The following is an 18,120-nucleotide window of genomic DNA, read 5'->3' on the forward strand; positions in this document are numbered from 1 at the left end:
AGATCATATTGCAGGCCGGGTAAGCGCAGCGCCACCCGGCAAAACCACGTAGACCTAACCTATCAGGCAGATTCAGCCAGAGCAAGATCCGCGCGATTTTCGATACGTTCATTGCCGTTATACAAACGGGCATTTTGCAGACCGACGAACAGGCGATCACCGCGCTGCGGGACCTCATCGTCCTGCATCACCACCGTCAACGGATCCGGATACCAGCCGAGCGGCTGCACCACCAGCTGGATGTAATGCCCTTTTGGACTGGCTTCCAGCACATGAACCGGCAGCGGCGAATCGAGATTCGTTCGGCGGCTGATGTCGATCTCCCAGGGACGCAGGAACAGATCCACCGGCCCCTGATACGCGGGCGTATAACCCAGCGGCCAGCGGTGCGCGCCGACGTGGAACTGCCCGCCGCGCACGATGCCTTTCAGGCGATTGACCTCACCCATAAACTCCAGTACAAAACGGGTCGCCGGTTCGCGCCAGACCTGATCCGGCACGTCAACCTGTTCGATATTCCCCTGGCTCATTACCACAACCTGGTTAGCCACTTCCAGCGCCTCTTCCTGATCGTGGGTTACGAATACACTCGTGAATTTCAGCTCTTCGTGCAACTGACGCAGCCAGCGCCGCAACTCTTTACGTACCTGTGCATCCAGCGCGCCAAAAGGCTCGTCGAGCAGCAGGATTTGTGGCTCCACTGCCAGCGCGCGGGCCAGCGCCACACGCTGCTTTTGCCCGCCGGAAAGCTGGGCCGGATAACGATCTGCCAGATGTGACAGTTGCACCATTTCCAGCAGTTTGCTCACTTTGGCTTTGATCGTCGCCGCATTCGGGCGTTCGCGACGCGGCAGTACCGTCAGACCGAATGCGATATTGTCGAATACCGTCATGTGACGGAACAGTGCGTAATGCTGGAAAACAAACCCCACTTTACGATCACGGGCATGCAGGCGGCTCACATCCGTGCCATGAAAACGGATATGCCCGCTGGTCTGGTGTTCCAGACCGGCAATAATGCGCAGCAGTGTTGTTTTGCCGGAACCAGATGGCCCGAGCAGCGCCACCATCTGACCCGACGGAATATCGAGGGAGATATCATTCAGCACCTGGGTGCGACCAAACGATTTTTTAATGCTGGCAATCTCAATGCTCATGATGTTTCTCCTGTTGCGCGCGCTTTTCCTGATTTTCCAGGCGCCACTGCAACATACTCTTCAAAAACAGGGTCAAAATAGCCATCAATGTCAGCAGGGCCGCGGCGGTAAACGAGCCAACGGTATTGTAGTCCTGCTCAAGAAGCTCAATCTGTAGTGGCAGCGACAGCGTTTCACCGCGAATCGAGCCGGAAACCACCGACACCGCACCAAACTCGCCGATGGCGCGCGCATTGGTCAGCACCACGCCATACAGCAGCGCCCAGCGGATGTTCGGCAGCGTCACGCGGCGGAACATTTGCCAGCCGGACGCGCCCAGCAACACAGCCGCTTCGTCTTCATTACTGCCCTGGCTCAGCATTACCGGCACCAGCTCGCGTACCACAAACGGACAAGTGACGAAAATGGTCGCCAGCGCCATGCCCGGCCAGGCAAACATGATTTGCAGATTATGTTCGTCGAGCCAGCCGCCCAGCGGGCCATTGGAGCCGTAAAACAGCAGGTAGATCAGCCCCGCCACCACTGGCGACACAGCAAACGGAATATCCAGCAGTGTCAGCAGCAACTGGCGGCCCGGAAAGTTAAAGCGTGTTACCAGCCAGGCGAGCAGCGTGCCAAACACCAGGTTGACCGGTACGGTAATCAGTGCGATCAGCACTGTCAGCCAGATGGCATGCAGCATGTCCGGATCAGCCAGATTCTGCAGCACCGGCATCAGCCCTTTGCTGAACGCCTGCACGAAGATATAGATCATCGGCACCAGCAGAATGAAGGCCGAAACCAGCACGCCGGTACCAATCAGGAACCATTTTCCCCAGTTGATGCGGGGAGTGTCATAGCGTTTCAATTGCGTAACTTCCGCCATTAGTGACCTACCACGCGTTGACCAAAACGACTTTGCAGGGTGTTGATGGAAAACAGCAGCAGCAGCGAGGCACCGAGGATCACCGACGCAATCGCGCTCGCCGCCGGATAGTCAAACTCCTGTAAACGGACAAAAATCATCAGCGAGGTGACTTCTGTCTTCCATGCGATATTCCCGGCAATAAAAATCACCGCACCAAACTCGCCGAGGCTGCGGGTAAATGACAGCGCCACACCCGCCAGCAACGCCGGTGAAAGCTCCGGCAACACCACTTTGCGAAAACTCTGCAGACGCGTGGCGCCCAGCGTTTCTGCCGCTTCTTCGTATTCTGGGCCCAGCTCTTCCAGCACCGGCTGGACGGTACGCACCACAAAGGGAATGCTGGTAAAGGCCATCGCTACCGCAATACCGAGCCAGGTGTAGGTCACTTTGATATCAAATTTCGCCAGCCATTCGCCGTAAAAACCGTTAACAGAGAACAGCGAGGCCAGCGTCAGACCCGCCACAGCTGTCGGAAGTGCAAACGGCAGATCCATCAGCGCATCCAGCAGCGTACGCCCCGGGAAGCGATAACGGGTTAAAATCCATGCCATCAGCAGACCAAACACACCATTAAACAGCGAAGCGACAAACGCCGACAGCAACGTGACCTTATAGGCCGCGACCACCTGCGGGTTGCTGATGACCTCCCAGTACTGCGCCCAGCTCATCTGCGCCAGTTGCATCGCCAGTGCGCTCAGCGGCAACAGCAGGATCAGGCAGACATACAGCAGACTGGTGCCGAGGCTTAAGGTAAAGCCCGGCAACACACGCCGGGAAGAGACTGCAAACATTACTTACGCCCCGCCGCCAGCAGCTTGTCCAGCTCGCCGCCGCTGGCAAAATGGGTTTTCATCACCTCAGGCCAGGCACCAAACTGGTCTTCCACGCGGAACAACTCGGTCTGCGGGAATTTATCTTTCAGTTTGCTCATTACCTCCGGGTTGTTCACGCGGTAGTAATAGTCGGTGATGATAGTCTGCGCCTGCGGACTGTAGAGCCAGTTCAGATACGCTTTCGCCGCTTTCTCAGTACCGTTGGCTTTGACGTTTTTATCCACCCATGCCACCGGGAACTCGGCCAGAATATTCACTTTCGGCACCACGACCTCGAAGCCCTGCGCTTCATACTGCTTACGGATGTTGTTCACTTCTGACTCGAAAGTGATCAGCACATCGCCCAGCCCACGCTCAACGAACGTAGTGGTCGCGCCACGTCCGCCGGTATCAAACACTTCTACGTTTTTCAGAAACTGGGTCATGAACTGTTCGGTTTTGGCGTTATCGCCGCCGTCCGCTTTATTCGCCGCGCCCCACGCGGCCAGATACGTATAACGCGCATTCCCGGAGGTTTTCGGGTTCGGGAAAATCAGCTTCACGTCCGGGCGGACCAGATCGTTCCAGTCATGGATGTTCTTCGGGTTGCCTTTGCGGACCAGGAACGCCATGGTGGAGTAAAACGGCGAGCTGTTGTTCGGCAAACGGGTCTGCCAGTCAGCCGGGATCAGCTTGCCTTTATCGTGCAGGATCTGCACATCGGTAACCTGGTTATAAGTTACAACGTCTGCTTTTAAGCCCTGCAGAATCGCCAGCGCCTGCTTCGAAGAACCGGCATGGGATTGTTTGATAGTCAGCTTGTCGCCACCATTGTCTTTCGCCCATTGCTGTTCAAACGGCGGGTTGAGGGCCGCAAACAGCTCGCGTGAAACATCGTAGGAGCTGTTGAGCAACTCCGTCGCCTGCGCCTGTGCTGCCATCAGCACCAACGCGCCCAGCGCCAGATATCCTTTTTTCAGTGATTTAACAACGACCATTGCGCACCCTTATCGAAATGTGACGACTCTATGATCATCATATTTATAACCAGGGTTAAAGCTGTAACGGTTTTATATACCGTTTGGTGATTTAGAAGTTGAAAAGAGAATAAGGACCTTAAATTTTAATTACAAAACGCAGTCAGCGCCGCTGCAAGCGCTGTCGGGTTTTCCCATGACATCAAATGCCCGCAGCCCGGCAATACCACCGTGGGGATGCCGAGTGCGTCAAGGCGCGAAAAATCATCATCCGGAAGAGAATGTTCGCCGAAAATCAGCTGTTTTGGTTTTGGCAAATCGACAAAGCGGGTGAACCAGTCGTTGCCCGCTACGAGGCTCGCCGCACCGCGCCATACCGCCCAGGGAGCATCGACCGCCAGACTTCCGGCCCAGGGGCTGTCATCCTGCGCCACCAGTTCAGCCACCACGATGGCCTGCTCAGAAATTGAATAACTGTAATCCCGCGGTTTTTCACTGTACCCGCACCCCGGCAAATCAAGCAGGATAGCCCGTTTGCCGCCAAATGCCTTGTCCACCACCACACGAGGGTATTCGCATGACGAGGCACAACCCAGACCATGAACAAAAATCAGCGGAACGCCGCTACCGGGGAGATCCTGCCAGCGAACACGACATTTTGCGGTCGGAGAAAAGAAAGAATCCATTATTTGTATCCTGCCTGGTGGTATAACAAGAGATAACTCAACAAGATGACATACGAGGAAAGTATGCGCCAACGAATTATTGTTTGTCCGATTATCGAAAATAACGGTGAGTATTTGCTGTGCCAGATGGCGGCTAATCGCGGTGTGTTTCCCGGTCAGTGGGCGCTGTCAGGCGGAGGGACGGAACCGGGCGAGACAATAGAAGAAGCGCTGCGCCGCGAGATCCGCGAAGAGCTGGGCGACGCGCTGGAGATTACCCACATCACACCGTGGACTTTCCGTGATGACGTGCGAATCAAAACTTACGCCGACGGCACGAAAGAAGAAGTCTACATGGTGTATCTGATGTTTGACTGCGTCAGCAGCAATCGAGAGGTGACATTCAATGAAGAATTTCAGGCGATTGCGTGGGTGAAACCGGAAGCGCTGGGTCACTACGATCTTAATGTCGCCACACGACAGACGTTTCAGGATAAAGGATGGCTATGACAAAAAGGGCTGCCAGACCGGCAACCCTTTACTGATTTACAACGCCAGCAGCCGGTCTAACGACGGAGCGAAATAGTAGCCGCCCGTCACCGGTCTGGTGAAACGCAGCATCGCATCGCGCTTGCCGTCGGTGTCGCCAAACATGCTCAACAGTTGCTGTTCGATGTTATACAGGCGCGCGCAGTAGGCGCAGAAGTACAGGCCATGCGTACCGCTGGCGGTGCCATATGGCAGGCTCTGACGAACAATTTTCAGCCCTTTGCCATCTTCTTTGAGATCCACACGGGTCAGGTGCGACGTCACCGGGCGGTCATCGCCGTCAATCTCTTCATTGGCTTCTTTAGTACGGCCAATCATCATTTCCTGATCATGAAGACTCATGCGATTGAGCTGGTTGAGGTTATGCTCCCAGCGCTGAACAAACACGTAGCTGCCACCCGCATCAATGCCATCTTTTATGACGGCCACGTCACGGCGCGTCTCTTCGCCTGCCGGGTTTTCCGTTCCGTCGACAAAACCGCTCAGATCACGCTCTTCCACCCAACGGAAACCGTGGATTTCTTCTTTTACGTCGATGGCGTCGCCAAACGCCGCGACAGCGGCCTGCGCAACGGAGAAGTTCACATCATGACGCAGGGAAAGGATGTGGATCAGCAGGTCATATTGCGTCGCCGGTGCCAGCCCTTTGCCGTAAGGGATGAAATCTTTCAGCTCTTCTGCACCAACGCCGCCACTGAGCGTACGCCAGGTATCATGACCAAACGCGACAACCGCGCCGAGATGTGCATCTGGAAATTTGGCCTGAAAGGTCGCCAGTTGATCTGCAAACCGTTTGCTGCTTTCGCGCAGGGCGTTGACATCCCCTTTTACGTTGGCTTCAATCCAAATCGCCGCGCGGCAATGTTCCGGCAAAATGCCGCTCTGAACCTGAGACATCGCTCCTCCTGAAATAAAGATGCCACGACAGAGTGGCATTGTTGGCGGCTATTGTACCCGTTTTTACCGGTTAAGCGGATCGATCAGATCAATTTAGCGACGCCAGATTATTTTACTGACTTTCCAGTTTTTCAGCGTGTCGTCAGGCGGCATTAATTCTTCCGGGCCGCTCCACTCGCCATTAAAGAGGTAGCTGATATGCAGACTACCTTTGGCTTTACATTCGACGCCCGCGCTGTCGTCGCCGGTCGCTTTTTGGCAGTTGCCGTAGGCTTTATCAAATACATCGCCAAATGAGGTGCCGACCATGACGCCTTCTGCCGACGCGATGTTGCTGTCAAGGACGTCGATGCGGCTGACAGTGCCGGAGTCGCCATTGATCACCAGCGCCAGCTTGTCATCATTCAGCGCTTCGAAATAACGCACGATGCCGCCGTTGGCGGTTTTCATGCCGCTACGTACGCGGTAATCGCCATCCAGCGCCTCGCTGACGGCGTTTTCATCCAGCGGCGTCGCCGCCGTCAGTTTCCCAACGCCCTGCTCCGTCACGACCGTTGAAGAACCGAACCAGTTCCACGGGTAAGCTGCCGACCAGTTCACGGAACCAAGCGTGGAACAACCGGTCAGCGCCAGGGGAAATACACAGAGCAGTAAACGTAATGATTTCATTCACAAATCCTTTCTTGTCAGTTCAACGTCTGTTGGAGTCCGTAAACGTTAAAAAGTGCCGTTAGCCGCAAAACAGGCGCGTAAACGATGACTGGAAAGCAGCCACCACAGCGCAAAACCATCGAGGATCACCAGTGTCAGGCCAATGCCGGACAACGCGTCACCCTGCCACCACAGCAGCGGTTGCCAGAGCAGCAGCGCCAGTTGCGCGATAATCAACAGCCAGCGAATCCCCTGCCATACTCGTGGAAACTGATGGCGGCGACCGCTAAGCAGAAAGGCGATCACCGCAGGAATGCCGGGCAGAAGCCCCAGCCAGAAATTGTTATGGTCAGGATAGAACAGGTTCAGCAGGGTATCGCCCTGCTGGCGCGACGCCCCGGCCATCACGAACAGCACCCAGGTGCGCGCCTGGAGAAGCAGAATGCCCAAGAACAACACCGGCAGCCGCAGACGACCGTGGCTGTCGTAATCGGAGGGCAGAAAATCAATACTCTTCATCTTCAATCAGGCGCTTGCCCAGAACCTCCACGTCGCCGTGTTCGTACCCGAGACGTTCATACATTCCCAGCACCATGTCGTTATCGTCGCGGACCATGATCTGAATTTTCGGGCAACCGCGGGCAATGAGTTTTTTCTCAAGGCGATTCAGCAACGCGTTGGCGATACCGCGACCACGGTATTCCGGGTGCACGCCGAGATAGTAGGCCGAACCACGATGACCGTCATAGCCGCCCATAATACTGCCCACCACTTCGCCGTTTACCTCGGCGACCAGAAACAGGCTGACGTCGTGATTCACTTTACGTTCGATATCCATTTCAGGATCGTTCCACGGACGCAGGAGATCGCAGCGCTCCCACAGGGTGATGACCTCTTCGAAATCTTCCTGGCGAAAAACCCGTATCTCCATGGTTTTACCTGCCCTTTTATGGTCTAAAAACTGTGATTATGGCGCGAACAGCTTAAACAGCCAATATCCAGCGCCAGCCGCGTAAAAAAATGGCATAATAGGCCGTTTGTCACGTATTGAAATGAAAAGTAAAACAATTCTTATTATGAACAGTCGTAACGGAAAACGCGATACGATATAACATCAGGACTGTAATTTTCACAACTCAGGCAGCATGAGCACTTTTAAACCTTTAAAAACACTCGCTTCGCGCCGCCAGGTGCTGAAAGCCGGGCTGGCCGCATTAACGTTATCAGGGATCGCCAACGCCGTCGCCGCAAAAGAAGCGCCACTGAAAACCAGCAACAGTCACAGTAAACCCGCCACCAAAAAAGCCGGTGCAAAGCGCGTTGTCATGCTTGATCCCGGTCACGGCGGCATTGATACCGGCGCTATCGGGCATAATGGATCAAAAGAGAAGCATGTCGTACTGGCGATTGCCAAAAACGTGCGTTCCATCCTGCTCAAAAATGGCATTGACGCCCGCTTAACGCGTACCGGCGACACGTTCATCCCGCTCTACGATCGCGTTGAGATCGCGCATAAGCACGGCGCGGATCTGTTTATGTCGATTCATGCCGATGGCTTCACCAACCCCAGCGCCGCCGGAGCGTCGGTTTTCGCCCTTTCCAACCGTGGCGCCAGTAGCGCAATGGCGAAATACCTTTCCGAGCGTGAGAACGCCGTTGACCAGCTGGCGGGCAAAAAAGCGCTTGATAAGGATCACCTGTTGCAGCAAGTGCTGTTCGATCTGGTGCAAACCGATACGATTAAAAACAGCCTGACGCTCGGCTCGCATATACTGAAGAAGATTAAGCCAGTACACCGGTTGCACAGCCGCAACACGGAGCAGGCGGCCTTTGTGGTGCTGAAATCCCCCTCTGTGCCGTCAGTGCTGGTAGAAACCTCGTTCATCACCAATCCGAATGAAGAAAAGTTACTGGGCACCACGGCGTTTCGCCAGAAAATTGCCAATGCCATCGCGTCAGGCATCATCAGCTATTTTCACTGGTTTGATAACCAGAAAGCCCATGTGAAGAGACGATAATGAAACCAGACGCCCAACAGGTTAAAACCGTTCTGCTGACGTTGCAGGACACGCTCTGTCAGCAGCTTTCAGCCACAGACGGCAGCGGATTTACAGAAGACCTCTGGCAGCGCGCGGCAGGCGGCGGCGGGCGTAGCCGCGTGTTGCGTAACGGCGGCGTGTTCGAACAGGCTGGCGTTAATTTCTCTCATGTTCACGGCGACGCGATGCCCGCTTCCGCCACCGCGCATCGTCCTGAGCTTGTGGGGCGCAGCTTTGAAGCGATGGGCGTGTCGCTGGTTATACATCCGCATAATCCGTACGTCCCCACCAGCCACGCCAACGTGCGCTTTTTTATCGCCGAGAAACCGGGTGCCGATCCGGTCTGGTGGTTCGGCGGCGGGTTCGATCTGACCCCGTTTTACGGTTTCAACGAAGACGCCGTTCACTGGCACACTACCGCCCGCGATCTGTGCCTGCCGTTTGGCGATGAGGTCTATCCGCGCTACAAAAAATGGTGTGATGACTATTTCTGGCTGAAGCATCGCAATGAACAACGTGGTATCGGCGGGCTGTTTTTTGACGATCTCAACACGCCGGATTTCGATCACTGCTTCGCATTTATGCAGGCGGTGGGTAACGGATTTACTGACGCCTATCTACCCATCGTTGAACGGCGCAAAATGATGCCTTTTGGCGAGCGTGAGCGCGAGTTTCAGCTCTACCGCCGTGGGCGCTATGTTGAATTTAATCTGGTGTGGGACCGTGGCACATTGTTCGGACTACAGACCGGTGGCCGCACGGAATCGATTTTAATGTCGATGCCGCCGCTGGTGCGCTGGGAGTATAACTATGAGCCGGAAAAAGGCAGCCCGGAGGCTGCCTTAAGCGAGTTTCTGCAAGTTCGCGACTGGATCTGACGCCGCGAATTACAGCGGCTGGGTCTGCGCTTCAACCACCGCCAGCGCCACCATATTCACGATACGGCGAACCGAGGCAATCGGCGTCAGCACATGCACCGGTTTCGACACGCCCATGAGTACCGGCCCGACGGTCACCCCTTCTGAACTGGAGACGCGTAACAGGTTATAACTGATACGCGCCGCTTCCATGTTTGGCATCACCAGAATATTGGCTGAGCCTTTCAGGGGACTGTCCGGCATACGTTCGTTGCGGATGCTCTCCACCAGCGCCGCATCGCCATGCATTTCACCGTCGATCATCAGATCCGGCGCGCGTTCACGAACCAGCGCCAGCGTTTTACGCATTTTCAGCGATGCCGGGCAATCTGAGGTACCGAAATTCGAGTGCGACAACAGCGCCACACGCGGCTCAATACCAAAGCGACGTACGGTTTCCGCTGCCATCAGCGCGATTTCCGCCAGTTGTTCCGGCGTCGGATCGTCGTTGACGTAGGTATCCGCAATGAAGGTGTTACCGCTTGGCAGCAGCAGCGCGTTCATCGCACCTGCGGTATGGATACCATCACGATAGCCAAACAGCTGTTGGATCACGCTGAAATGCTCGTGATACTCCCCGATGGTTCCGCAGATCAGCGCATCAGCTTCGCCACGCAGGACCATTAACGCGCCGATCACCGTGGTGTTGCTGATAACCACTCGCTGCGCCTGTTCCTGCGAAACGCCGCGGCGCTTCATGAGCTGGTAATACTCGCTCCAGTACTCTTTGAAGCGCGGATCAGACTCGTTGTTAACAATCTCAAAATCAACGCCCGGTTTGATCTGCAAACCGAGTTTCTGGATGCGCATCTCGATGACACTCGGACGGCCGATCAGAATCGGTTTCGCCAGACCAAGGGTAATCAGTTCCTGCGTGGCATGCAGCACGCGACTGTCTTCCCCTTCTGCCAGCACCACACGCTTCGGATCTTTACGCGCCAGCGAGAAAATCGGCTTCATGAACAGGTTAGTTTTGTAGACGAACTCACTGAGCTTATCGATATAAACGTCGAAGTCCTCAATCGGACGTGTTGCCACGCCGGAATCCATCGCCGCTTTCGCCACCGCCGGTGCGATTTTGACAATCAGGCGCGGGTCGAACGGTTTCGGGATCAGATATTCCGGGCCGAAGCTCAGATCCTGATCGGCATACGCTGACGCCACGACTTCGCTCTGCTCAGCATGAGCCAGATCGGCGATAGCATGTACCGCCGCCAGCTTCATCTCTTCGTTGATCGCCGTTGCGCCAACGTCCAGCGCGCCGCGGAAGATGAACGGGAAGCACAGCACGTTGTTGACCTGGTTCGGATAGTCAGAACGACCGGTGCAGATAATGGCGTCAGGACGGACTTCTTTCGCCAGATGCGGCAGGATTTCCGGCTCCGGGTTTGCCAGCGCCAGAATCAGCGGCGCACGGGCCATCTTCTTGACCATTTCCGGTGTCAGCACGCGCGGGCCTGAGCAGCCGAGGAAAATATCGGCGTTTTCGATAACGTCGTCCAGCGTACGCTTGCCGTTATCTTCCACCGCGTAAGCCGCTTTGGTTTCAGCCATATTCGGTTCGCGGTTTTTGTAGATCACGCCTTTGGAGTCGCAGACCACAATGTTGTGTTTCTGCATGCCGAGCGCTACCAGCAGGTTCATACAGGCGATCGCCGCCGCGCCTGCGCCGGACACGACCATACGAACGTCGGAGATTTTTTTCTCAATCACGCGCAGGCCATTAAGAATGGCGGCGGTGCTGATGATCGCGGTCCCGTGCTGATCGTCATGGAACACCGGAATATTCATGCGCTCGCGCAGCTTCTGCTCGATGTAAAAACATTCTGGCGCTTTGATATCTTCGAGGTTAATCCCGCCGAAGGTCGGTTCGAGGGCGGCAACAACGTTAATAAACTTGTCAGGATCCAGCTCATCAACTTCGATATCGAAGACGTCGATACCGGCAAATTTCTTGAACAGGACACCCTTTCCTTCCATGACCGGCTTGCCCGCGAGCGCACCGATGTTACCGAGTCCCAGGACGGCCGTGCCGTTGGACACGACCGCAACAAGATTGCCGCGCGCTGTATATTTGTAGGCCTTCAGCGGATCTTTTTCGATTTCCAGACACGGTGCCGCCACACCCGGCGAATAAGCCAGCGCCAGATCGCGCTGCGTGGCGAGGGGTTTGGTCGGCGAGACCTGAATTTTCCCCGGAACCGGAAACTCGTGGAAATCAAGGGCACTTTGTTTCAACTGGTCATCCATTAGATTTTCCTTTCACGTATCGTTTTCTTGGTTAGAAATGCGCTGTTTCGTCTCCTCAACTGACGCCCGAGTATCTCTCCTGCCGGATTCGTAAACTTTGATGGCCGCCATACTTGTTGAAAGAAACGTTTGCTTGTTATTAATTTTGATTATCTATGTTACCGGGTCTTCGCCGCATTGCCAGCCCCGTCTGCTATGCTTTTTGTCTGGTTTACCGCCAATTTAAACCAAAGCGACGGAGTGAATTATGTCCCGAAGAGAGCTTGCAAACGCGATTCGCGCCTTAAGTATGGATGCTGTCCAGAAGGCCAATTCCGGCCATCCGGGCGCACCGATGGGCATGGCGGATATCGCCGAAGTGCTGTGGAATGACTTTCTCAAACACAATCCCACGGATCCTCACTGGTACGACCGTGACCGCTTTATTCTTTCCAACGGCCACGCCTCGATGCTGCTGTACAGCCTGCTGCATCTGACCGGTTACGACCTGCCGATGGAAGAGCTGAAAAATTTCCGCCAGTTGCATTCAAAAACGCCGGGTCACCCGGAACTGGGCTATACACCAGGTGTGGAAACCACCACCGGCCCGCTCGGACAAGGGCTGGCGAATGCTGTCGGGCTGGCTATCGCCGAACGCACGCTGGCGGCGCAGTTTAACCGTCCGGGTCATGACATTGTCGATCACTACACCTGGGTCTTTATGGGCGATGGTTGCCTGATGGAAGGCATTTCCCATGAAGTCAGTTCCCTCGCCGGTACGCTGGAGTTGGGTAAGCTCATCGGCTTTTATGACAGTAATGGCATTTCGATCGATGGCGAAACTAAAGGCTGGTTTACCGACGACACAGCCAAACGTTTTGAGGCCTATCACTGGCATGTGGTCAACGACGTCGATGGTCACGATCCGGAGGCCGTGAAGAAAGCGATTCTGGAAGCGCAGAGCGTGAAAGATAAGCCTTCGCTGATCATCTGCCGTACCGTCATCGGATTTGGCGCGCCGAATAAAGCCGGTAAGGAAGAAGCGCACGGCGCGGCGCTCGGTGAGGAAGAGGTCGCACTGGCGCGGCAGAAACTGGGCTGGAAATACCCGGCGTTTGAAATTCCAAAAGAGATTTATCAGGGCTGGAACGCGCAGGAAAAAGGCGAAAAAGCCCAGCAGGCGTGGAAAGATAAACTGGCGGCCTACGAAAAAGCGCATCCGGAACTGGCTGCGGAATTTACACGTCGCATGAGCGGCGGCCTGCCTGATAACTGGTCGCAAACGGTGCAGGCGTATATTGAGAAGATGCAATCGGAACCGGCGAAAATCGCCAGCCGTAAAGCATCGCAAAACGCCCTCAATACTTATGGTCCGCTGTTGCCGGAACTGCTTGGCGGTTCGGCGGATCTGGCGCCCAGCAACCTGACCATCTGGAAAAATTCCGTCTCGCTGAAAGACGATCCCGCGGGTAACTATATTCACTACGGCGTGCGAGAATTCGGGATGACCGCTATCGCCAACGGCATCGCCCATCATGGCGGTTTTGTCCCTTATACCGCGACGTTTCTGATGTTTGTGGAATATGCCCGTAACGCTGCCCGCATGGCGGCACTGATGAAAGCGCGGCAGATCATGGTCTATACCCATGACTCCATTGGACTCGGTGAAGATGGCCCGACACACCAGGCCGTTGAACAGCTCGCCAGCCTGCGCCTGACACCGAATTTCAGCACCTGGCGTCCCTGCGATCAGGTTGAAACGGCAGTGGCGTGGAAAGCAGCAGTGGAACGGCACGACGGCCCCACGGCGCTGATCCTGTCGCGTCAGAACCTCACCCAAATGGAACGCACGCCGGAACAGGTGCAGGAGATTGCCCGGGGCGGCTATGTGCTGAAAGACGCCGGCGGCAAGCCAGACATCATTTTGATTGCCACCGGTTCGGAAGTGGAGATCACCGTACTGGCAGCCGAAAAACTGCGTGCTGAAGGGGTGAACGTGCGCGTGGTGTCACTCCCCTCAACCGACGTTTTCGATGCACAGGACGAGGCGTACCGTGAATCGGTGCTGCCATCAAACGTCACGGCACGCGTTGCGGTTGAGGCGGGTATTGTCGATTACTGGTACAAATATGTCGGTCTGAAAGGCGCGATTGTCGGTATGACGGGTTACGGCGAATCGGCACCAGCCGATAAGCTCTTCCCCTTCTTCGGCTTTACCGTTGAAAACGTAGTCGCGAAAGCGAAAAAAGTGCTTAACGGGTGATCCACAGCGTGGGCCAGGCATCTGGCCCCTGCCACTCATCACACTCGGGCTGTCCGGCATAGCGGACCAGACGAAAACGCTGACCATCATAACGCCAGCGTGTCGTTACGCCGCAGTCGCCCAGCCCGCGTGCTTTATCCAGCGTCACCAGCTCACGGCTTTTGATATCAAACGAGGCGTTGACCAGTTCAACGTCGCGCGTCTCACTGGCAGGCTGGAACGGCAGTCGCAGCCGGACCGGTTGTGCCGCAAAGGGTTTCTGGCGGGAGACGAACCACGCGCGGTAGATGGTGTTATAAGCGCCGGATTCGCAGCTAAGCATCATCAGCGCTTTGTCATCCGTCAGCGCCGTCACCCACACTTCGCGTCGCATCGGATCAAGCGAACACTGGCTGTTGTTCATCCGCCAGCTACCGTAATCCATCAGATCGTTACTCTCTTCGCGAGTGAGCGGCGTCGGCGTGGGGTTGACTATCGCCACGCTTTTCAGCGCGGGCGCAGGAGGGACGCTGAGCGGCGGATCATCACCTTTGCGGATCCAGGCGGTTTTGCTGCCCACGCGTTTTTGTTGACTGTCGATAAACAGCAGCGCGGCTTTCAGCCCCTGCAGGGAAATGGCCTGCAGGCCTTTGTCTAACGTGATCGCCTGCCCGTCCTGCACATGCTGCAGAAAGGCGTTAATGGTGGCGCTATCACTGGTGGTGAGCTGCCAGGGCACCATTTTCCAGTGTTCACCGCCCGGTTTGAGTGGCTGACCGTCCAGCATGAGTCGGGAGGCAATGGCTGAAACGCTGGCGGTCGGTTCGTCAAGCCCGCCCATTTCGATGCGCAACATGGCGTCCGTACGCGCCCCTGCGCTGCGGCTCAGGGACATAACCAGCCCGTGGTGTAAACCGACATTGCGCGCCACGCAGAAATTCTGGTTATTGCAGGTCACCAGCCAGTCAGTAAATACCTGCTGTGCTGGCGCCGCCCACGTCAATGACGTCGGCAGCAAACCGAAAAACAAAAAGAGGATAACGCGATAGCGCATGGACGGTACTACCCCAGGAGAAAAAAGCATCAACATACTGAGACGGTATCTTCACTGGCGAAGCGGTAGCACTCAATCAGATTTATCGGATAGATCCATGCAACAAAAAGGTTGTTTTATGTATAAAAATCAAAGCATTAAAGATGAATTTTGCAAATATTGCAGCAAGATCACCGCCTTACCATCGCGGATCTCGCCGCTCCTGACCATCTGTAATGCCTGGACAAACGGGATTTCCAGCACCTCAATAGCTTCGTCTTCAACACCGCCACCTGCATTCGCCCGCTGGCCTTCGTGATATTCTGCAATATAGAAATGGATGAGCTCCGTCACACCGCCGGGCGACATATATAATTCAAACAGTTTCTGTACTTCGCCCACTGCAAAACCGGTCTCTTCGATGGCCTCTTTGCGAATACACACCTCCGGCTCGTCATCATCAAGCAGACCCGCGCAGGTCTCAATCAGCATGCCGTCTTCGTTGCCGTTTACCCAGGTGGCGACACGAAACTGACGCACCAGTACCACAGTTTGCTTTTCACGGTTATAAAGCAGGATGGTCGCACCGTTGCCGCGATCATACACCTCACGCTTATGGCGTACGGTTTCACCATGTGTCGGGGTCAGGTCGTAAGTGATATTGCGTAAAATGAAGTAGTTTTCGGAAAGGATTTTATCTTTGATGACGTTAATCGTGAGCGACATGACGGTTCCACAGCAGTAACAGGTATCACCATACTACGCCGTGGAACCCCGTTGTCGTCAATGCACCTGAGAGAATTTCACCTCCAGCCAGTCGAGGATGCCGCGTGCCGCATGTCGCCCTTCCGCCATGGCTGTCACGACCAGATCAGCGCCGCGAACCGCATCGCCACCAGCGAAGATTTTCGGATTAGTCGTTTGATAGGGATAACGACTTTCGACGTTTGCCGCAATGCGCCCCCAGTCATCAACCTGTACGCCCTGCCGTTCCAGCCACGGCATACCGTGAGGATGAAAACCAAACGCCATGATCACCGCATCAGCGGGCATCACAAACTCACTGCCTTCGACAGGCACCGGTCGACGACGCCCTTTGGCATCCGGCTCGCCCATGCGGGTACGCAGCAGTTTAACGCCGCATACCTGTCCGTCATCACCCAATTCAAGCGTCACTGGCTGTACGTTGAATTCAAATTCCGCTCCCTCTTCGCGGGCGTTTTTCACCTCTTTTTTCGAGCCAGGCATATTGGCTTCGTCACGGCGGTAGGCGCAGGTCACTTTACTGGCGCCATGACGCAATGCGGTGCGCACGCAGTCCATCGCCGTGTCGCCCCCGCCGAGCACCACCACGTTTAACCCGGCAGTGTTGATATACGGTTCGTCCGGCAGCGCCTCAAGCCCCATCACCCGTTTGGTGTTGGCGATGAGGAACGGCAGCGCGTCATACACGCCTGGCGCGTCTTCGTTCGGCAGATCCGCTTTCATTGAGCGATACGTGCCGGCACCGACGAATACCGCGTCGTAGTCATCCAGCAGCGTCTGTAGCGGGATGTCACGACCGATTTCACAGTTCAGCTCAAAGCGCACGCCCATCTGGCTGAAAATCTCGCGGCGGCGTGCAAGCAGGGATTTATCCAGTTTGAACGCCGGAATACCAAAGGTCAGCAGCCCGCCAATTTCCGGGTGGCGGTCGAACACTACCGGCTCAACGCCGTGGCGAACCAGCAAATCGGCACAGGCCAGCCCCGCCGGTCCAGCGCCGATAATCGCCACCCGCTTGCCAGTCGCGGTCACGTGCGAAAGATCGGGCCGCCAGCCTTTCGCCAGTGCCTGATCGGAAATGTAACGCTCGATGTTGCCGACCGATACCGCGCCATGCGTATCGCGCAGCGTACAGGCTCCTTCACAGAGCCGATCCTGCGGGCAGACGCGCCCGGTAATCTCCGGCAGACAGTTGGTCTGGTGAGAGAGCGCTACCGCACCATCGATGTCGCCCGCCTTTACACGTTCAACCCACTGGGGAATATGGTTATGCAACGGGCAGGTCCATTCACAAACGCTGTGCTCGCCGCATTTCAGGCAGCGCTGCGCCGCCTGCCGGGCCTGTTCCGCGCGAAACGGCAGGAAGATTTCGGAAAAACCGGTTTTACGTGACGCGAGGTCGAGCTTGTCCGGTTCAAAACGGGTGACGGTTTTCGCCATTTTTTCAGCGAGGGTGACGTAAGCAACTGCGGGCGTTACGGGAGCATCGGCATGCCAGGCCTGCGTTTCCTGACGCGCCGTGCGCAAACGACGCTGACGGGAGAGCGTGGTCAGTGCGTCTTCGCTGAATACCTGCAGGGCATTCGCCGGGCAATTCTCGACGCAGGCAGGACCCTTTTCGCGATCAAGACAAAGATCGCACTTGTGCGCGCTGGCTTTCACTTTGCCGGTAGAAACCGGCGTCACCACCATTTGCATCGTGCCGAACGGGCAGGCCACCACGCAGGATTTGCAACCAATGCACTTTTCCTGATTCACCTGAACGCTGTCATTTCGCAGGCTGATAGCGCCGTTCGGGCAGCTTCGTGCACAGGGCGCGTCTTCACAATGATGACAGGTCACCGCACTGCGCTGCGTTTCATTTTTTACCACAGTGATCCGCGGCCGGAAGCGCGCGGGTGTCAATACATGCGCTTCACCGTTATGCGCCATGACGCAGGCCACTTCACATGCACGGCATCCAATGCATTTTTGGCTGTCCGCCACAATAAATCGGTTCATAGTATCCCTGACATTTACCCTTCACCTGATAAGGCTATTGTATTAACCGACGATGGCAGGACCGACAATGTTCATTTGCCCATAAAAGGGCATTAATTCCCGGTTACCTGTGGCAGATCAAAAAATTCACGCTGCAATGAAACTACGTTTCATTCACCATGCTACAAGGGGTAGCCATGGAGAAGATCAGTTTTGTATGGACACGGGGTAAAGACGCATGATTATTTACACTATCTCCTTTTTTTCTCCACGATTGCTTCAGCCCTTGCGGCTACAGTG

At 55.6% G+C, this 18,120-nt stretch carries 17 protein-coding genes; 4 read left to right on the top strand and 13 right to left on the bottom strand.

Annotated elements, in window-relative coordinates:
- Positions 1–62: 62 nt before the first annotated feature.
- The 5 genes from cysA to GTGU_RS11415 form a co-directional block, all read right to left on the bottom strand.
- Entirely contained in the window at positions 63–1,157 is a 1,095-nt protein-coding gene (cysA, locus tag GTGU_RS11395) for a sulfate/thiosulfate ABC transporter ATP-binding protein CysA (protein WP_038156919.1), read from the bottom strand.
- Positions 1,147–2,022: a sulfate/thiosulfate ABC transporter permease CysW gene (gene cysW, locus GTGU_RS11400; protein WP_038156921.1), complete on the bottom strand. Its 876-nt coding sequence runs from the start codon at positions 2,020–2,022 to the stop codon at positions 1,147–1,149. Before cysW ends, cysA begins: the two co-directional genes overlap by 11 nt.
- On the bottom strand, positions 2,022–2,855 hold the full coding sequence (gene cysT / locus GTGU_RS11405) for a sulfate/thiosulfate ABC transporter permease CysT (RefSeq protein ID WP_038156924.1): 834 nt from the start codon (positions 2,853–2,855) through the stop codon (positions 2,022–2,024). Before cysT ends, cysW begins: the two co-directional genes overlap by 1 nt.
- A complete protein-coding gene (locus GTGU_RS11410; protein WP_038156927.1) occupies positions 2,855–3,874 on the bottom strand; it encodes a sulfate ABC transporter substrate-binding protein in 1,020 nt (339 codons plus the stop codon). Before GTGU_RS11410 ends, cysT begins: the two co-directional genes overlap by 1 nt.
- 125 nt (positions 3,875–3,999) lie before the next feature.
- On the bottom strand, positions 4,000–4,539 hold the full coding sequence (locus GTGU_RS11415; protein WP_038156929.1) for an alpha/beta fold hydrolase: 540 nt from the start codon (positions 4,537–4,539) through the stop codon (positions 4,000–4,002).
- Between the two features lie 63 nt (positions 4,540–4,602).
- Here GTGU_RS11415 and nudI point away from each other — a divergent pair, with 63 nt between their 5' ends.
- Positions 4,603–5,028 carry a nucleoside triphosphatase NudI gene (nudI, locus tag GTGU_RS11420; RefSeq protein ID WP_038156931.1) on the top strand — a complete coding sequence of 142 codons (426 nt, stop codon included), beginning with the start codon at positions 4,603–4,605 and terminating at the stop codon, positions 5,026–5,028.
- A gap of 36 nt (positions 5,029–5,064) precedes the next feature.
- Here the strand turns inward: nudI and GTGU_RS11425 are convergent, their stop codons facing one another.
- The 4 genes from GTGU_RS11425 to GTGU_RS11440 form a co-directional block, all read right to left on the bottom strand.
- Positions 5,065–5,964: a Dyp-type peroxidase gene (locus GTGU_RS11425; RefSeq protein ID WP_038156933.1), complete on the bottom strand. Its 900-nt coding sequence runs from the start codon at positions 5,962–5,964 to the stop codon at positions 5,065–5,067.
- A 93-nt stretch (positions 5,965–6,057) separates the two neighbouring features.
- Positions 6,058–6,633 carry an RpoE-regulated lipoprotein gene (locus GTGU_RS11430; RefSeq protein ID WP_038156934.1) on the bottom strand — a complete coding sequence of 192 codons (576 nt, stop codon included), beginning with the start codon at positions 6,631–6,633 and terminating at the stop codon, positions 6,058–6,060.
- Positions 6,634–6,681: 48 nt separating this feature from the next.
- On the bottom strand, positions 6,682–7,134 hold the full coding sequence (locus tag GTGU_RS11435) for a DUF2919 domain-containing protein (protein ID WP_038156936.1): 453 nt from the start codon (positions 7,132–7,134) through the stop codon (positions 6,682–6,684).
- A complete protein-coding gene (locus GTGU_RS11440; RefSeq protein ID WP_038156938.1) occupies positions 7,121–7,546 on the bottom strand; it encodes a GNAT family acetyltransferase in 426 nt (141 codons plus the stop codon). The genes GTGU_RS11435 and GTGU_RS11440 overlap by 14 nt, the downstream gene beginning before the upstream one ends.
- Positions 7,547–7,760: 214 nt before the next feature.
- Between GTGU_RS11440 and amiA the strand changes: the two genes are divergently transcribed.
- Positions 7,761–8,633: an N-acetylmuramoyl-L-alanine amidase AmiA gene (gene amiA / locus GTGU_RS11445; protein ID WP_038156940.1), complete on the top strand. Its 873-nt coding sequence runs from the start codon at positions 7,761–7,763 to the stop codon at positions 8,631–8,633.
- Positions 8,633–9,532 carry an oxygen-dependent coproporphyrinogen oxidase gene (hemF, locus tag GTGU_RS11450; protein ID WP_038156942.1) on the top strand — a complete coding sequence of 300 codons (900 nt, stop codon included), beginning with the start codon at positions 8,633–8,635 and terminating at the stop codon, positions 9,530–9,532. The genes amiA and hemF overlap by 1 nt, the downstream gene beginning before the upstream one ends.
- Positions 9,533–9,541: 9 nt before the next feature.
- On the opposite strand, the gene maeB is transcribed toward hemF, so the two are convergent.
- Positions 9,542–11,821: an NADP-dependent oxaloacetate-decarboxylating malate dehydrogenase gene (maeB, locus tag GTGU_RS11455; RefSeq protein WP_038156944.1), complete on the bottom strand. Its 2,280-nt coding sequence runs from the start codon at positions 11,819–11,821 to the stop codon at positions 9,542–9,544.
- A 247-nt stretch (positions 11,822–12,068) separates the two neighbouring features.
- Between maeB and tkt the strand changes: the two genes are divergently transcribed.
- Positions 12,069–14,063: a transketolase gene (gene tkt / locus GTGU_RS11460; protein ID WP_038156946.1), complete on the top strand. Its 1,995-nt coding sequence runs from the start codon at positions 12,069–12,071 to the stop codon at positions 14,061–14,063.
- On the opposite strand, the gene GTGU_RS11465 is transcribed toward tkt, so the two are convergent.
- The 3 genes from GTGU_RS11465 to aegA form a co-directional block, all read right to left on the bottom strand.
- Positions 14,053–15,096 (bottom strand): DUF1176 domain-containing protein, encoded by a 1,044-nt coding sequence (locus tag GTGU_RS11465; protein WP_038156948.1) that lies wholly within the window; start codon positions 15,094–15,096, stop codon positions 14,053–14,055. The two genes, tkt and GTGU_RS11465, sit on opposite strands and share 11 nt — an antisense overlap.
- A 129-nt stretch (positions 15,097–15,225) precedes the next feature.
- A complete protein-coding gene (gene nudK / locus GTGU_RS11470; protein ID WP_038156951.1) occupies positions 15,226–15,801 on the bottom strand; it encodes a GDP-mannose pyrophosphatase NudK in 576 nt (191 codons plus the stop codon).
- A 57-nt stretch (positions 15,802–15,858) separates the two neighbouring features.
- Positions 15,859–17,841 (bottom strand): formate-dependent uric acid utilization protein AegA, encoded by a 1,983-nt coding sequence (gene aegA / locus GTGU_RS11475; protein WP_038156952.1) that lies wholly within the window; start codon positions 17,839–17,841, stop codon positions 15,859–15,861.
- Positions 17,842–18,120: the final 279 nt, after the last annotated feature.

Source organism: Trabulsiella guamensis ATCC 49490 (assembly GCF_000734965.1).
In the GTDB taxonomy this organism is placed as follows: domain Bacteria; phylum Pseudomonadota; class Gammaproteobacteria; order Enterobacterales; family Enterobacteriaceae; genus Trabulsiella; species Trabulsiella guamensis.

Bases quoted from the DNA above. Each gene is read 5' to 3' on its own strand.
- cysA (WP_038156919.1), bottom strand. From the start codon at position 1,157: ATGAGCATTGAGATTGCCAGCATTAAAAAATCGTTTGGTCGCACCCAG.
- cysW (WP_038156921.1), bottom strand. From the start codon at position 2,022: ATGGCGGAAGTTACGCAATTGAAACGCTATGACACTCCCCGCATCAAC.
- cysT (WP_038156924.1), bottom strand. From the start codon at position 2,855: ATGTTTGCAGTCTCTTCCCGGCGTGTGTTGCCGGGCTTTACCTTAAGC.
- GTGU_RS11410 (WP_038156927.1), bottom strand. From the start codon at position 3,874: ATGGTCGTTGTTAAATCACTGAAAAAAGGATATCTGGCGCTGGGCGCG.
- GTGU_RS11415 (WP_038156929.1), bottom strand. From the start codon at position 4,539: ATGGATTCTTTCTTTTCTCCGACCGCAAAATGTCGTGTTCGCTGGCAG.
- nudI (WP_038156931.1), top strand. From the start codon at position 4,603: ATGCGCCAACGAATTATTGTTTGTCCGATTATCGAAAATAACGGTGAG.
- GTGU_RS11425 (WP_038156933.1), bottom strand. From the start codon at position 5,964: ATGTCTCAGGTTCAGAGCGGCATTTTGCCGGAACATTGCCGCGCGGCG.
- GTGU_RS11430 (WP_038156934.1), bottom strand. From the start codon at position 6,633: ATGAAATCATTACGTTTACTGCTCTGTGTATTTCCCCTGGCGCTGACC.
- GTGU_RS11435 (WP_038156936.1), bottom strand. From the start codon at position 7,134: ATGAAGAGTATTGATTTTCTGCCCTCCGATTACGACAGCCACGGTCGT.
- GTGU_RS11440 (WP_038156938.1), bottom strand. From the start codon at position 7,546: ATGGAGATACGGGTTTTTCGCCAGGAAGATTTCGAAGAGGTCATCACC.
- amiA (WP_038156940.1), top strand. From the start codon at position 7,761: ATGAGCACTTTTAAACCTTTAAAAACACTCGCTTCGCGCCGCCAGGTG.
- hemF (WP_038156942.1), top strand. From the start codon at position 8,633: ATGAAACCAGACGCCCAACAGGTTAAAACCGTTCTGCTGACGTTGCAG.
- maeB (WP_038156944.1), bottom strand. From the start codon at position 11,821: ATGGATGACCAGTTGAAACAAAGTGCCCTTGATTTCCACGAGTTTCCG.
- tkt (WP_038156946.1), top strand. From the start codon at position 12,069: ATGTCCCGAAGAGAGCTTGCAAACGCGATTCGCGCCTTAAGTATGGAT.
- GTGU_RS11465 (WP_038156948.1), bottom strand. From the start codon at position 15,096: ATGCGCTATCGCGTTATCCTCTTTTTGTTTTTCGGTTTGCTGCCGACG.
- nudK (WP_038156951.1), bottom strand. From the start codon at position 15,801: ATGTCGCTCACGATTAACGTCATCAAAGATAAAATCCTTTCCGAAAAC.
- aegA (WP_038156952.1), bottom strand. From the start codon at position 17,841: ATGAACCGATTTATTGTGGCGGACAGCCAAAAATGCATTGGATGCCGT.